Source organism: Actinoplanes aureus (assembly GCF_015704865.1).
Taxonomy (GTDB): Bacteria; Actinomycetota; Actinomycetes; order Mycobacteriales; family Micromonosporaceae; genus Actinoplanes; species Actinoplanes aureus.
The window spans coordinates 1-15,050 of the sequence record NZ_JADQTO010000048.1 but is presented as its reverse complement, the minus strand read 5'-3'; the positions used below and the strand labels follow the sequence as shown (position 1 = coordinate 15,050).

The 15,050-nt window shown below is 69.5% G+C and carries 12 protein-coding genes; 7 read left to right on the top strand and 5 right to left on the bottom strand.

What is annotated here, in order from left to right:
- Positions 1–54: 54 nt before the first annotated feature.
- Positions 55–573 carry a hypothetical protein gene (locus tag I4J89_RS46700; protein ID WP_196420697.1) on the bottom strand — a complete coding sequence of 173 codons (519 nt, stop codon included), beginning with the start codon at positions 571–573 and terminating at the stop codon, positions 55–57.
- A 73-nt stretch (positions 574–646) separates the two neighbouring features.
- Here I4J89_RS46700 and I4J89_RS46695 point away from each other — a divergent pair, with 73 nt between their 5' ends.
- From I4J89_RS46695 to rlmB, 6 genes are all read left to right on the top strand, one after another.
- A complete protein-coding gene (locus I4J89_RS46695) occupies positions 647–793 on the top strand; it encodes a hypothetical protein (protein WP_196420696.1) in 147 nt (48 codons plus the stop codon).
- 31 nt (positions 794–824) lie between these two features.
- On the top strand, positions 825–2,180 hold the full coding sequence (locus I4J89_RS46690) for a class II fumarate hydratase (protein WP_230860769.1): 1,356 nt from the start codon (positions 825–827) through the stop codon (positions 2,178–2,180).
- 75 nt (positions 2,181–2,255) lie between these two features.
- A complete protein-coding gene (locus I4J89_RS46685) occupies positions 2,256–3,908 on the top strand; it encodes a S8 family serine peptidase (protein WP_196420694.1) in 1,653 nt (550 codons plus the stop codon).
- 65 nt (positions 3,909–3,973) lie between these two features.
- Complete coding sequence (locus I4J89_RS46680; RefSeq protein ID WP_373688217.1) at positions 3,974–5,542, top strand: S8 family serine peptidase; 1,569 nt, start codon at positions 3,974–3,976, stop codon at positions 5,540–5,542.
- Positions 5,543–5,621: 79 nt separating this feature from the next.
- Complete coding sequence (gene cysS / locus I4J89_RS46675; RefSeq protein WP_196420693.1) at positions 5,622–7,037, top strand: cysteine--tRNA ligase; 1,416 nt, start codon at positions 5,622–5,624, stop codon at positions 7,035–7,037.
- Positions 7,037–8,158 (top strand): 23S rRNA (guanosine(2251)-2'-O)-methyltransferase RlmB, encoded by a 1,122-nt coding sequence (rlmB, locus tag I4J89_RS46670; protein WP_196420692.1) that lies wholly within the window; start codon positions 7,037–7,039, stop codon positions 8,156–8,158. The genes cysS and rlmB overlap by 1 nt, the downstream gene beginning before the upstream one ends.
- A gap of 52 nt (positions 8,159–8,210) precedes the next feature.
- Here the strand turns inward: rlmB and I4J89_RS46665 are convergent, their stop codons facing one another.
- From I4J89_RS46665 to I4J89_RS46650, 4 genes are all read right to left on the bottom strand, one after another.
- Positions 8,211–9,200 (bottom strand): hypothetical protein, encoded by a 990-nt coding sequence (locus I4J89_RS46665; RefSeq protein ID WP_196420691.1) that lies wholly within the window; start codon positions 9,198–9,200, stop codon positions 8,211–8,213.
- A gap of 83 nt (positions 9,201–9,283) precedes the next feature.
- Positions 9,284–11,476: a hypothetical protein gene (locus tag I4J89_RS46660; protein ID WP_196420690.1), complete on the bottom strand. Its 2,193-nt coding sequence runs from the start codon at positions 11,474–11,476 to the stop codon at positions 9,284–9,286.
- A 137-nt stretch (positions 11,477–11,613) separates the two neighbouring features.
- Positions 11,614–12,726, bottom strand: coding sequence for an outer membrane protein assembly factor BamB family protein (locus tag I4J89_RS46655; protein WP_230860763.1), 1,113 nt, complete (start codon positions 12,724–12,726; stop codon positions 11,614–11,616).
- Positions 12,727–13,753: 1,027 nt separating this feature from the next.
- Positions 13,754–14,440 (bottom strand): SMI1/KNR4 family protein, encoded by a 687-nt coding sequence (locus I4J89_RS46650; protein ID WP_196420688.1) that lies wholly within the window; start codon positions 14,438–14,440, stop codon positions 13,754–13,756.
- Positions 14,441–14,747: 307 nt separating this feature from the next.
- On the opposite strand from I4J89_RS46650, the gene I4J89_RS50620 reads away from it, so the two are divergent.
- Positions 14,748–15,050, top strand: a 303-nt coding sequence (locus tag I4J89_RS50620) for a GNAT family N-acetyltransferase (RefSeq protein WP_507236535.1), incomplete at its 3' end; no start/stop codon positions are given.

Genomic DNA, 15,050 nt, shown 5'->3' with positions numbered 1-15,050 from the left:
CTGCTGCCTCAAGGCCCGTGAGACAGCGATGAGGTTGGGCTGCGGGCTGGCCGATCAGGCGCAGTATCCGGAGACGGGGCTCAGCCACTCCTGGATCTGGCTCTTGAGCGTGCGGTCCAGGTCCTTGGAGGTCTTGACCTTCTCGATGTAGTCGCGGTCCTTCGCGCTCTGCTCGATCTTCGCGGCGGAGGTCTCGCCGGCCGCCTTGAGTTCCGGATCCTGCGCGGCGCCGGTCTCCTTGCGGATCTGGGTGCCGACCGCCTTCAGCTCGGCGGCCGCGGCCTTCTCGGCGTTCTTCACCTCCTCCGCCTGCTTCGCCTCCTTCTGGGCGATCATCTTGCCCATGGCGGCACCGAATTCGCCGGCGAGCGCGGCGCTGAAGATCTCGTCGAGACGTCCGCAGACCTTCGTCGTGTCCGCCGCGTAGTCGGGCGCCGGGGCGGTGGCCGGCGGCGTCGAGGTGGCCTCGGCGGCGGCCGGGGCCGCGCTCTCGCTGGTGTCCGCATCGCTGTCACAGGCGGTGCCGGTCAGCAGCACGCCGCCGGCGAGCACGGCCAGGATGGCGCGTCGCATCAGGGGGATCCTCTTCGTCGGGGGTCGACCAAACTCCGCCGACGGTACGTTCCGTTGCCGCGCGCGTCCAACCGTGAGTGATCATCAAGATACGGCTCGGGACCTGCTGGGTGAACTCGCCGCCCTGGTGGAGCGATACCCGCTGCGCGAGCGAACCCGGATCGACACGATCGACGGCGGCCGGGCGCAGGTCGAGAGAGGATGGTCCGGTGACGACTGACGAGAGCGGCTTCCGGATCGAACGCGACACGATGGGCGAGGTGCGTGTACCCGCCGATGCCCTCTGGCGGGCACAGACGCAGCGGGCGGTGGAGAACTTCCCGATCTCCGGCCGGGGACTGGAACCGGCGCACATCCGGGCGCTCGCCCGGATCAAGGGCGCCGCGGCCCGGGCCAACGGGAAACTGGGCGTGCTGGACGGCGACCTGGCGGAGGTGATCGCGACCGCCGCGGCGCACGTGGCCGACGGCGGCTACGACGACCAGTTCCCGATCGACGTCTTCCAGACCGGCTCCGGCACCTCGTCGAACATGAACGCCAACGAGGTGATCGCCACCCTGGCGTCCCGCGCCCTGGGCCGGCCGGTGCACCCGAACGACCATGTCAACGCGTCCCAGTCCAGCAACGACGTCTTCCCCTCCTCGATCCATCTGGCGGCCACCGAAGCGGTCAGCCAGGACCTGATTCCGGCGCTCGAACATCTGGCGGGTGCGTTGCGCACCAAGGCCGGCGCCTGGTCCGAGGTGGTCAAGAGCGGCCGCACGCACCTGATGGACGCCACGCCGGTCACTCTCGGCCAGGAATTCTCGGGGTACGCCCAACAGGTCACCAACGGCGTCGAGCGGCTGACCGCCACCCTGCCCCGGCTCGGTGAGCTGCCACTGGGTGGCACCGCCGTCGGCACCGGGGTGAACACGCCGCCCGGCTTCGCTCCGGCGGTGATCGAGCTGCTCAAGGAGGAGACCGGGCTGCCGCTCAGCGAGGCCCGTGACCACTTCGAGGCGCAGGGTGCCCGGGACGCGCTGGTCGAGGCGTCCGGCCAGTTGCGGGTGGTGGCGGCCGGCCTCTACAAGATCGCCAACGACATCCGCTGGATGGGCTCCGGACCGCGGGCCGGCCTGCGTGAGCTGCGCCTGCCGGATCTCCAGCCCGGCTCGTCGATCATGCCGGGCAAGGTGAACCCGGTGGTGCCCGAGATGGTCCGCCAGGTGGCCGCTCAGGTGATCGGGAACGACGCGACGGTCGCCTTCGCCGGCACCCAGGGCGATTTCGAGCTGAACGTGATGCTGCCGGTGATGGCCCGCAACCTGCTCGAGTCGATCCGATTGCTGGCCGCGGCCGCCCGCCAGCTCGCCGACCGGTGCGTCGCCGGCCTCGAGGCGAACGAGGAGGTGGCCCGGGCGTACGCGGAGGGCTCGCCCTCGATCGTCACGCCCCTCAACCGGTACCTCGGGTACGACGAGGCCGCGGCGATCGCCAAGCAGGCACTGGCCACCGATCGGACGATCCGCGAGGTGGTGATCGAGCGGGGACACGTCGCAAACGGCACATTGACTGAGACACAACTGGACGAAGCGCTCGATGTCCTGCGGATGACCCGGCCGTAGATCTTGTGCTGAGCGATCTTTCTCGATGTGATGCCTCCTAGCCTATTCAGGGCCTATTCCAGGAGGAGCGCTTCCATGAGAAGACGCGTTGTCACCGGGGCCGTCGTCACCGCGACGGGCCTGGCTTTCCTGGCTGTGGTACCCGGCTCCGCGGTGGCGGAGCCAGGTAACACAGTCGATTACACGGTCGTGGCCGCTGAGGGCGCTTCCGCCGCGGAGGCCACCGCGGCCATCAAGGCGGCCGGCGGCACGATCGTGAGCGGTAACGAAGCCGTCGGTGTCTACCGGGTGGAGTCGGCCGACACGAAGTTCGAGGCGAAGGCCGCCACCTCCGGCGCCCTGATCGGGGCGAGCGAGCGCAAGGCCATCGGCCACGCGCCCAGCCAGCTGGAGAAGGTCGACCGCACCGCCCGGACCGGCAAGGGTGGCAAGGGCGGGCCGGCGAAGCTGGACCCGCTCGACGCCAAGCTGTGGGGCCTGGCCATGGTCCGCGCGGACAAGGCTCGCAAGATCGAGTCCGGTGACCGAGGCGTGACCGTGGGCATCCTGGACACCGGCCTGGACGCCTCGAACCCGGATCTCGCACCGCACTTCAGCTCGAAGCTCTCCCGCAACTTCGCGCCGGACCTGACCGATGTCGACGGCCCGTGCGAGGTGGCCAGCTGTGTCGACCCGGTCGGCACCGACGACAACGGCCACGGCACGCACGTCGCCGGCACGATCGGCGCCGCGGCGAACGGTGTCGGCGTCTCCGGCATCGCGCCGGACGTCACCCTGGTCGAGCTCAAGGGTGGCCAGGACTCCGGCTACTTCTTCCTGGACCCGGTGGTCAACGCACTCACCCACGCCGCCGACGCCGGCCTCGACGTGGTGAACATGTCGTTCTACGTCGACCCGTGGCTCTTCAACTGCACGGCGAACCCGGCCGACAGCGCCGAGGAGCAGGCCGCACAGCGGGCCACCATCGCGGCCATGAAGCGGGCGTTGGATTACGCGCACCGCAAGGGCGTCACCCTGGTCGGCGCGCTGGGTAACAACCACGAGGACCTCGGCAAGCCGCGGGTCGACGGGGGCAGCCCGAACTACGGTGGCACGCCGCGCGACCGCACGATCGACAACAGCTCGTGCTGGAACCTGCCGGCGGAGGGCTCGCACGTCATCGGCGTCTCCTCGGTGGGCCCGTCGAAGAAGAAGTCGGACTTCTCGAACTACGGCCTCGAGCAGATCTCGGTCGCCGCGCCCGGCGGCTGGTACCGCGACGGGTTCGGCACCGACACCTTCCAGACGGCCGGCAACCAGATCCTCTCCACCTACCCGCTCAAGGTGCTGCAGGAGGAGGAGCTGGTCGACGCGGACGGCAACATCACCGCGGACGGCGAGGGCCTGGTCTTCAAGGAGTGCACCAAGGCCGGCGAGTGCGGCTACTACACGTACCTGCAGGGCACCTCGATGGCGTCGCCGCACGCCGCCGGTGTCGCCGCGCTGATCGTCAGCAGGTACGGCTACCCGGACTTCCGCCGCGGTGGCAAGACCATGGCCCCGAAGCTGGTCGAGGCGCAGCTGTACCGCAGCGCCGCCGAGCACGCCTGCCCGGAGCCGCGCCTGCAGAGCTACGTGCAGGAGGGCCGTTCCGTCGAGTTCGACGCGCTCTGTGAGGGCGGCAAGAACTTCAACGGGTTCTACGGCCACGGCATCGTCGACGCCTACGCGGCGGTCGGCGGCCGCTGACCATCAGGGGTGCTTGTTCCGTGATCGCGGAACAAGCACCCCTTTTCGGCTCTAGCATCCGGGAAGTGAAACCCCTACCCGCAGTCGTCTCCGGTCTGCTGCTGCTGGCCCTGGTACCGGGCGCCGCTGAGCCGATCACCAGCGACTACACCGTGGTCGCCGCCGACGGCGTGTCCGTTCCGGACGCGACCGCGGCCATCCGATCCGCCGGCGGCACCGTCGTGAAGCGCAACGACGCGGTCGGCGTGTACCGGGTGACCTCGGCCGACGCCCGGTTCGCGGCGAAGGCCGCCACCTCGCCCGCACTGATCGGTGCGAGCGAGCTCCGGGCCATCGGGCGGGTCAGCACGGCACCGGCCGGTCGCCCCGCCGGTCTGCCGGTGGGTGCGCCCGGCCCGGCGGCCCTCGATCCGCTCGACGACAAGCTGTGGGGCCTGCGCATGATCCGCGCCGATCGGGCGCGGAAGGTCCGGGGCGGCGACCCGGGAGTCACCGTCGGCGTCCTCGACACCGGGCTGGACGCCAGCCATCCCGACCTGGCGCCGCACTTCAGCCGTACGCTCTCCCGCAACTTCGCGCCGGACATCCCGGACGCCGACGGACCCTGCGAGGTCAAGAGCTGCCTGGACCCGGTCGGCACCGACGACGGCGGTCACGGTACGCACGTGGCGGGCACCATCGGCGCGGCGGCCGACGGCTTCGGCATCTCCGGGGTGGCGCCGGGGGTCACCCTGGTCGAGCTCAAGGGCGGCCAGGACTCCGGCTTCTTCTTCCTCGACCCGGTGGTCGACGCGCTGACGTACGCCGGCGACGCCGGCCTCGACGTGGTGAACATGTCGTTCTTCGTCGACCCGTGGCGCTACCTCTGCCCGGCCAACCCCGCGGACAGCCAGGAGCGGCAGGCCGAGCAGCGCGCCATCCTGGCCGGGCTGACCCGGGCGCTGAAGTACGCCCACGACAAGGGCGTCACGCTGATCAGCTCCCTCGGCAACGGCCACGAGGATTTGGGCCGGCCCCGGCCCGACCGGAGCAGCCCGAACTACGGCGCCGACCCGTACGAGCGGAAGATCGACAACGCGACCTGCCGGCAGATGCCGCAGGAGGATCCGTACGTCATCAACACCACCGCGCTCGGTCCGTCCGGGAACAAGGCCGACTACTCCAACTACGGCGTCGAGCAGGCCGATGTCGCGGCGCCCGGAGGCGACGAGTCCGACGGTCACGGCACGGCCGGTGCGATCCTCTCCAGCTACCCGAAGCTCGTCCTGCAGGCCCAAGGCCTGGTCGACGAGAAGGGTGAGATCACCGGCTCGGGTGCCGGCTCGGTCGAGAAGCACTGCTCGTCCGCCGGCGCGTGTGCCTACTACCTGTACACGCAGGGCACCTCGATGGCGGCTCCGCACGTCAGCGGTGTGGCCGCGCTGATCCTCAGTCGCGACGGTACGACCATGACGCCGGACGCGGTCGAGCGTGAGCTCTACCGGACGGCCATCGATCGCCCCTGCCCGAAGCCCCGGGTGCAGACCTACCCGGACCGGCCCGCCGAGTTCACGGCCCGCTGCGAGGGCGGCCGGACGTTCAACGGGTTCTACGGGCACGGGATCGTCGACGCACATGCGGCCGTCGGCGGCTGAAAAGGGGCACCGATCGGTGACCGTTCGTGTCGCACGGCCGGGGCGGTCGTCCACCGGCGATGGCCGGTACCCTTGACCGGTGACGCTGCGCTTGTACGACACCGCGACCCGATCGGTCCGGGACTTCGTCCCGATGACGCCCGGTCAGGTGGGGATCTACCTGTGTGGTCTCACCGTGCAGTCGCCGCCGCACATCGGCCACCTCCGGTCCGCGGTCAACTACGATGTGTTACGTCGCTGGCTGCTGCACGTCGGCATGGAGGTCACCTTCGTCCGCAACGTCACCGACGTGGACGACAAGATCCTGCAGAAGTCGCTGGAACAGGGCCGGCCGTTCTGGGCGATCGCGTTCGAGAACCGGCTCCTGCTGGACCGTGACTACCGCTCGCTCAACGTGTTGTCGCCCACCTACGAGCCGCTGGCCACCGGGCACATCACCGAGATGCACGAGCTGATCCAGAGCCTGATCGAGCGCGGAAACGCGTACCCGGCGGCGGCCGGCAACGGTGACGTGTACTTCGACGTGCTCTCCTACCCGGAGTACGGCGCGCTCTCCGGGCAGAAACCGGACGACATGCGGGCCGCCGGTGACGCGCCGGAGCGGGACAAGCGCGACCACCGCGACTTCGCCCTGTGGAAGGGTGTGAAGGCCGACGAGCCGCAGGACGCGTACTGGTCGTCGCCGTGGGGCCGGGGCCGGCCGGGCTGGCACATCGAGTGCTCCGCCATGGCCCGGCGCTACCTGGGCGACGAGTTCGACATCCACGGCGGCGGCCTGGACCTGACCTTCCCGCACCACGAGAACGAGATCGCCCAGTCGAAGGCGGCCGGGCTCGGGTTCGCCCGCTTCTGGGTGCACCACGCGCTGCTCAACCTCGGTGAGTCCAAGATGAGCAAGTCGCTGGGCAACGTGATCGACCTCGACTCGCTCGTCGAGTCCGGGATCCGCCCGGTCGAGGTGCGCTACTACCTGGCCAGCCCGCACTACCGCTCGCGGATCGACTACTCGGACGAGGCGCTGCGCGAGGCCGCCGTGGCGTACCGGCGGATTGAGGGATTCGTGCAGCGCGCGGTCGAGGTGGTCGGCCCCGGCCGGCCCAAGGCGGTGCCGCCGGCCTTCGCCGACGCGATGAACGACGACGTCAACACGTCGGCGGCGCTCGCGATCGTGCACGACACCGTCCGGGAGGGCAACACCGCGCTGGCCGCCGGTGACGAGCCGGCCATCCGCGGCGCGCTGACCGCGGTCCGGGCCATGCTCGGCGTGCTCGGCCTCGACCCGCTCGACGCCGCCTGGGACGGCGGCGAGGGCGGCAACGACCTGAAGCCGGTGGTCGACTCGCTTGTCGCCCTGGCTCTGGAACAGCGGGCACAAGCCCGTGCACGGAAGGACTGGGCGGCCGCCGATTCGGTGCGGGACCAGCTCAAGAACGCGGGTATTCAGGTGGAGGACACTCCGACCGGGCCGCGCTGGACGGTAGGAGAGCAGCACTGATGCCAGGAAATTCACAGAACGCGAGCAAGCGGGCGACCTCGAAGAAGGGCGCGTCCTTCGGGTCCGGTGGCAAGAACCGGTCCGGGCTGAAGGGCCGGGGCAAGACCCTGCCGGCGGACGAGCGGCCCTGGCACAAGGGGTACTCGGGCACCGAGAAACTGCCCGAGAAGACCGCGCGTAAGCAGGAGAAGGAGCGCCGGGCGGCGGCGGCCGAGGGCCGTGCGCCCAAGGTCGGCATCCCCGGGTCCAAGGACACCACCTGGGGCCGGGGTGGCGGCCGGGCGGCCGGTCTGACCCGGGCCCAGGCGACGCGCGGCCGGGCCACCGGTCCGCGTGGTCCGCGGGTCGCGCCCGGTCGCAAGTCCAACCCCACCAAGGAAGGCCCCGAGCTGTTGCTCGGCCGCAACCCGGTGGTGGAGGCGCTGCGGGCGCTGGTGCCGGCGACGGCGCTGTACGTGGCTCAGGGCATCGACATCGACGACCGGGTCGCCGAGATCGTCCGGACCTCCGGCGACCGCGGCATCCCGATCCTGGAGGTCAGCCGCAACGAGCTGGACCGGATGACCGGCGGGGTGCTGCACCAGGGCATCGGCCTGCAGGTGCCGCCGTTCGCGTACGAGGACTTCGACGACCTGGTCAACGCCTCGCTGGAGCAGACCGCCCCGCTGCTGGTGGCGCTGGACGGCATCACCGACCCGCGCAACGTGGGTGCGGTGATCCGGTCGGTGGCCGCGTTCGGCGGGCACGGCGTGTTCATGACCGAGCGCCGGGCCGCCGGGATCACCGCGACCGCTTGGCGTACCAGTGCCGGCGCGGCCGCCCGGGTCCCGGTCTCCCAGGTGGTCAACCTGACCCGGGCGATCAAGGCGGCGCAGAAGGCCGGCTTCACCGCGATCGGCCTGGACGCCGACGGCGAGACCGACCTGTACCAGCTGGAGGCCGCGATCGGCCCGCTGCTGGTGGTTGTCGGCTCGGAGGGCCGTGGCCTGTCCCGGCTGGTCGGTGAGACCTGTGACCTGCGGGTGAGCATTCCGATGGCCTCTGACGTGGAGTCGCTGAACGCCAGCGTCGCGGCCGCGGTGACCCTCGCCGAGGTGACCCGCCGTCGGCTCTACAGCTGAGCACGGGTATCGCGATCTTGGCGACTGCTTCCGGTCGCCAAGATCGCGATGACTAGCGGCGCTCGGCAACCGCCTGGTCGTACCAGTCACGCAGGTCCTGCGCGGCTGGGGCGGGGTACGGCTTGTCCGGCTTGATCTTGTAGTAGACCTTGCCGAGCAGCGGCATCAACGCGGTGATCGGCGCGATGACGTCGCCTCGGCCGGCCAGCACCGGCTGGGCGATGTGCATGTTCCCGCCGCCGGGGGTGTCCTTTCGCGCGATCTGCCAGGTCAGCTCCGGCACGGCGGCCCGGACCGCCTCCGCGGCGTAGAACACGATCGCGTCGATCAGCGCGAGCGACTCGTCGGACCAGACGTGCGGGGTGACCTGGGCGCTGCGGCCGTACCACATCGGCAGGGTCGCGTTCTTCGGACGCTGGAAGAATGAGCCGTTCTCGAGCATGACCCGCTCGAGAGGCGTGCCGGGATCACGGGGCCGGAGGCGGTCGATGGCCCAGCCCCAGAGCGCGACCAGACTGTCCCGGGAGAGGTCCAGTCCGGGGACGGCGCCGCGGAGCAGCGCTAGCCGTTCCTCGCCGGCGGCCACGTACCGTCGCAGGAACTCCTCGTCGGTCTCGGTCGTCCGGACCAGCACCGCACCGTCGGGCACCACGGGCGTCTGATCCGGCGCGATCATGTCGAGCACGCGGCCGAGCGGCACGTCCGTGACGTCGGTGCCCTCGACCATGAACCGGCCGCCGGTCGCCACGGCGAGTTCCCGCAGGAGTTCGAGCACCGGGACCAGTTCGGCCCGGAACGGTGCCGCCGGCCGCATCCGGAAGTTGTCCCAGACGGTGACTCGCACGCTCTTGAGGCCGGTGCGCCCCGGGTGGAGGTACCAGTCCGTGGTGAGCCGGTCGCCTACCAGTTCGGTTTCCAGGTACTCGCCGGTGGCGGCGCCCGGGAAGTCCGGGTCGTCGGCGAGAACCCGGCTCAGCAGGGTTACCACGGTCGCCCGGTCCAGTTCGGCCCCGGCCGGCATGACACCTATGTCCAGGCCCAACGCTCTCCTCCTTCAGCGCGTGGATCGTCGCCACGAACACTACTGAGCAGGGCGACGACGGTCGCCCTGCTCAGTAGCCCGCATCACGCCTCGTTCGGTGCGTGGATCGTGAACGGGATCTTGTTGTTGTTCAAGCACTCCAGCAGCGGCGGGTGGATGCCGACGCTGTTGTACGAGGCACTGGCGAAGAAGTGCCAGTGGATCTTCTTGAGGTTCGGGTTCTTGTGGCTGGCGTGCCCGTCGGGACCGATGATCCAGGCGTCCTTGAGGCACTCGTTGATCAGGTCCTCGGTCCAGATCGGAACACCCACCTTGACCTCGTGCAGGGTGATCGAGCCGTCCACCGGATCCGTCTCGGCGCAGTCCGCCTTGCGCCACTTCGAGCGCGCACTCGGGTAACCCGGAGTGTTCACCTGGAACTGCGGTTCACAGTTGCCGTTCAGCAGGGTGTCCTTCAGGTAGTTCTCGCCCGCCTTGGCGTTCCACTGTGCCGGGACCGCCGGGCCGGCGACATGGTTCGGCGACTTCATGGCCGCCTCGACGTTCTTCCACTTGGTGCGGTCACCCCGGGAGAGCTTGCGCAGGTCGGTGTCGCTGAACCGGCCGGCCGCGGCGCGCAGGGTGGCACTCTCGCCGACCAGATAGGCGTAGGTCTCGCCGAGGACCAGTTCCAACGCGAGATCCTTGACCGCGTCCGGGATCTTGTCGTACTTGGTGACGTAGCGGAGCACCTCGTCCAGGCGGTGGATGTAGCGGACCACGAACCGGGCCGCCTTGCCCGGGATGGCGACCGCGTCACCGACGTAGGGCACGACGCCGAGGATGCTCAGCCCGGCGCTGACCCAGTCACCCTTGATCACGCCGGCGATGGTGTCGCGCAGGTCGGCCGCGCCGCCGAGGATCCAGCCCACCACCGGAATCACGCTCGAGCCGCTGGCGCACAGGTTGCCGGCGAGCCAGGCCATCGAGTCCTTGGGCGCGAAGTCGCCGGCGAACATGCCGAGCAGGAAGTCGGTGACGTACGTCCACTTGCTGATCTGCTCGTCCGGGCGGCCCGGATCGAGACCCTGGTCCTCGACGTGCAGCGACTCGTAGTCGTCGCGCAGCGTGTCGCTGTCCGAGTCGGCGCTGAGCGGGTTGATCCCCCACTGGTCGACCTCGACGCCGTCGGACAGGCCGTCGCCGTCGCTGTCGACGTTGTTGACGTCGGTGAGCATCTCGCCCTCGGCGACGTCGGTGAGCCCGTCGCCGTCGGTGTCCGTGTCGTTCGGGGCCGGGACGATCGGCGGCGGGTCACCCGGCAGCGGCGGCGCGGGCGGCTGGTCGGCGACCAGCGGGTTGGTGCCGCGCTCGACCTCGGTGCCGTCGTTGACGCCGTCACCGTCGGTGTCCGGATCCGTGGGCGAGGTGCCGAGCTCCTGCTCGCGCAGGTTGGTCAGCCCGTCGGTATCGGTGTCCTCCTGCCCGTCCGAGGTCCCGTCACCGTCGCTGTCGGCGCTGTTGGCCTTGGTCCACCCGGCCAGTTCGGTGATCTCGAACTTGTCGGTGAGCCCGTCGCTGTCGGAGTCGACGAGCAGCGGGCTCGCGCCGAAGCGCAGCTCGACGACGTCGACGAGTCCGTCGGAGTCGTGGTCACCGGTGTAGGTGATACCGAGGCGCGACAGTACGTTGTAGCCGCTGGTCCACGCTTTCGCGGCGTGCACGGTGGCCGGCTCGGGGCTGGCCTTGCGCAGCAGTTCGTCGGACTTGGCGAGGCTCGCCTTCGCCTCGTCCAGGTCGGCGAACGCCTCGGTCAGCCCGGCCGGGGCCGGTGCCGGCATGGGGCTGGCGCGGAACGGGCCGATCGTCGCCTCGGCGTCCTGGATCGCCGCGTCGGACAGCAGGCGCATGCCGGTGAGCGTCTCCACCAGCGTCCGGACGTGAGCTTGCTCGGCCTCGCCGTTGGGCGGGCTGGCACCGGTCATCCGGCTCTTGAGGAACGACTCCAGGTGTTGCAGGTTGTCCCAGACCACCGCGCCGTCGGCGGCGCCGTTGAGCCGGGCACCGTCGAAATACCGGCTGCCGACGTCCGCCAGCACCGGGTCGATCCGGCTGTCGCCGAGGCCGCCACCGACGTACGGCCGCAGGGCCTGGGTCGCCTCGGTCATGTAGACCTTGGCGTCCCGGGTGTACTCGGCGGAGGGGATCTTCGCGACCTCCACCTTCCACAGCGGAGTGTCGGCGGCCAGCGCCGATCCGTCGACGAAGGCGAGTTGCCCGGCCAAGGCTGCCGTCATCGCCAACGCGAGACTTCTTCGCCGTAAACGCTTGCGCGAACCCATAGAACGCCCCGTTCATCGATCGATGATCTTTACGGGCGGGAGCGTAGGTCGCAGAGATATCTACCGTCGTATGTTTCACATACATTCTGGATCTAGAAGTAGGCGCGTAGCCGCGCGCCGTCGGTGAGGAAGAGGCGGCCGCCGGCGACGGTCGGTGGGTAGTGCTGATCGCTGGGCATGCCGCCCCGCAGACCTCGCCCGGTGGCGGCGTCGGTGATCCGCAGCGGCGAGTCCATGCCGGACGGGCTGTAGAGCAGGCTGCCGGCGCGTACCGGTTGGCCGGCCGCGTCGGGCAGGTGCACCGACCAGAGTTTGCGGCCGGTCCGGGCGTCCAGGCAGACGACGCTGCGATGGCGCGGAAAGTAGACGCGCTCCTCGTCAGCGGTGACCGACGGCGAGGGCCAGGCGGACTTCCAGATCGGTACGCCGGTGGCCGCGTCGACCGCGGTCAGCCCGCCGCCCGCCCCGCCGACGTAGAAACGGGTGCCGGCCGGGTCGCTGCCGACCGCGTACCAGTTCTCCGGCGTCTGCCAGAGCGTCGCGCCGGTGCCGACGGCGACCGCCCGGGAGCCCTGACCTTCGGTACGCAGCAGCAGCCGCCCGCCCGCCGACAGCAGCCCGTCGCCGCGGGTGCCGGTGAGCCGCCAGCTCCGGTGACCGTCGGTCAGCCGGTACGCCGTGGTGCTGAGGGCATAGTCGGGCCGGGTGTCGACCACGACCACACCCCGATCAACCACCATGTCCTGCGCCGGACCACCGAGCGGCACCTCCCAGAGCCGCGCACCCGTGCTGCTCTGAAAAGCGTTCAGATAGCTGCCCTGACCATCACACGCATAGGTCAGGGTGACCAGCTTGCCGTCGCCGACCGCCATCCGGCTGACCCCACGCCGAGGCAGAGCGGCATGCCAGCGCCGAACCCCACTGCCCGGGTCATACGCCCCCACACCCCCCGGATCACTGGTGTAGACGTTCCCACCCGAAACCAGCGGCTCCCGTCCGATCTCACAGTCCGGCCCACCATGCGTAGGGATCTCCCACCGCTTACGCACGGCACCAACCGTCGCAGCCGTAAGACCGCTCTCCCCCGGATTGAAATAGGTAGCCCCCGGCCCATAGCCAGGCTGCCCCCACTCCGAACCCGAGGCCGGAAGGGGCTGGGCAAGGACAAGGGCCGCAGCGATCGCACTCACCAGAACGCAGCTCATAAGAAGATCAAAGAACGCCGACCCCGCACCGCGAGCACTCCACCACCCCAACCACCGGAACGTGGCGTAAAAGGCGGACGGCTCCACCGCAACCGCTGCGCCTACCGCAACCGTTGCGCCTACCGCAACCGTTGCGCCTACCGCAACCGCTGCGCCTACCGCAACCGCTGCGCCTACCGCAACCGCTGCGCCTACCGCAACCGTTGCGCCTACCGCAACCACCGTAACGTGGGGGGTCCGGGGGGCTCGGCCCCCCGGGTCAGCATGCGAGGAGGCCCGGTCCGCGCAGTCCGCGGACAGGAGTAGCCCCGATCGAGCCCCCGGTCGGGATCGAACCGACGACCTCCCGTTTACAAGCAAGAAGCCGATCATCCCCGACGGTCCCGCCCGGTCCTGCGCAGTGCCGTTGACCTGCTGCTTCATGTCAGCCCGGTTCCGGCACATCGCAGGGCCGGTCGGGTGATTCCAGCCGGTTACCTACCAAGATCCCTACCATCGTCCCGGCCCATGCCGGGCTGTGGCGGGTGATTCCAGTCGATGCCGCGATTTCCGGCCCTCCTCCGCGCCGTTCACAGCAACTGTCCGCTGGCCGAGTTGGCGGGCTTGGCCGCGTCCGAACCGATGACCTCGTCTTGCCGATCATATCGATCAGGATTCGTCGTTGAATGCCGCCAGTTGGCGTTGAACTGCACAAACGCGCTACGAGGCGATCATCGCTTGTCGTTGATAGTCAGCGCTTGGCATGGATCTTGGGGACAAGCGGAGGGATCATCGCTCGGTGCCCGCACCTGCGGCCACCAAGCTACCGTGCGTCACACCTGCGCCGATGCATGTGCACGGATCTGCCGAGATGAGTGCGTCGATCATCCTCACCGGGATAGAACAGTGAACCCTTTTCAATCTGGCCTCGGGCCGACAGGCCCTAAAGCTCCGGCCGGCGTCAGGCTGGCGAGCCCTCGCCATGTTGAAAAGGGTTCACTGTTGAACTGACGCTGTAGCGATGCGCTGGCCCGCCGGTCGGGCGTGCTCAGCTGTCCGAGTGCCACCAAGCGGCGGGGAACCACCACTCACCGGCGCTGGTCGGCACCCAGTCCGGTTCGTCGCCGGGGCCGATGGCGGCCAGAATGTCGGCGGTCTCTTCCCACAGCGCCGCCACGCCGGGCCACAGCGGCTCGCCCCAGCCGCCGTACGCGCCCTGCCGCATCACACAACCATGCTGCTCACCGGCCCGGCAGTCGACGAAGTAGCAGTCGCTTTCCCGCGCGAACATGAACCATGCGGGCAAGTGCACCAGCAACCCGTCCGGTGAGTCGTCGCCCAAACCCGCGGGCCGGCCCATCAGCTCTGCGACGGCGGCGTCGTACTCCTCCACCAGCGTCTGTTCATCCACTTCGTCGCCCGGGAAGCGGTACCGGTTCGCAGGGTCGATGGCGATCGACCGTGTCTCGTGCAGGTGCTTGATCGCGAAGCGGGTGCCCATCAGCATGAACCCCGGTGGCACGATCAGGTTGAAGTTCATGCTTCCGGGACCCGGCCCGTTCGCACCACGCCACAGCGACACCAAGTCGGGCGGGAGGGCGACGCCATGCGCCTCTTCTACTGTCCGCAGGTCGTCATCGGTGGCTGGCGGCGCCAGCATCCGGTGGACGTGAGGCACCCGCTGGCGAAGCCAGCCTTCGATGATCTCCCAAGACTCCTCGACGCTGCGGGTCACAGCCGAACGCTAGGCCCTGCGTCGGGGCGCCGTCCGCAATTCACGGGAAGGTGATGCGGAGCCGCCTGCTGACGAGCCCGGGACCGACCGCCTTCGCATAACCAGTGACCACAAACTGACGCCCGCCGTCGCTCACATCCAAATTCGCACTGAGGCTGGCACGACGGCTGGAACGCACTAATCTGCCGCCGTCCGTGCGCGCCTGGAGACGACGTGCAGTCACGCTCGGTGGTCGGCACCCTCTGCCGGTCGGCGTGCTGAACTGCCGAGATCAGTGCGCCGGCTCGTGGATGGCACGATAGCTGCCGTGATTGTCAGAGTGGCAACCGCGGACGACGCTGATGCGCTTGCTGTGGTGCACGTACACACCTCGCAGGAGGCATACCGCGGGCAGTTCCCCCAGGCTCACCTTGATCAGCTTGATCTATCGCGACGCCGGCAGATATGGGCCCAGCATCTTCGATCGGATCATGCACCTACCGCAACTCTCGTCGCGGAACATCCGGTTGACGGTGTCGTGGGATTCATTTACGTCTCGCCGTGCCGCGACTCCGATACAGATTCTCGGCGGGTGGGCGAGATCCAGGCCGTCTACGTGCTGCCGAAGCAT

Excerpts from the sequence above, each read along its gene's own strand:
- I4J89_RS46700 (WP_196420697.1), bottom strand. The coding sequence starts at position 573 with ATGCGACGCGCCATCCTGGCCGTGCTCGCCGGCGGCGTGCTGCTGACC.
- I4J89_RS46690 (WP_230860769.1), top strand. The coding sequence starts at position 825 with ATGGGCGAGGTGCGTGTACCCGCCGATGCCCTCTGGCGGGCACAGACG.
- I4J89_RS46685 (WP_196420694.1), top strand. The coding sequence starts at position 2,256 with ATGAGAAGACGCGTTGTCACCGGGGCCGTCGTCACCGCGACGGGCCTG.
- rlmB (WP_196420692.1), top strand. The coding sequence starts at position 7,037 with ATGCCAGGAAATTCACAGAACGCGAGCAAGCGGGCGACCTCGAAGAAG.
- I4J89_RS46660 (WP_196420690.1), bottom strand. The coding sequence starts at position 11,476 with ATGACGGCAGCCTTGGCCGGGCAACTCGCCTTCGTCGACGGATCGGCG.
- I4J89_RS46655 (WP_230860763.1), bottom strand. The coding sequence starts at position 12,726 with ATGAGCTGCGTTCTGGTGAGTGCGATCGCTGCGGCCCTTGTCCTTGCC.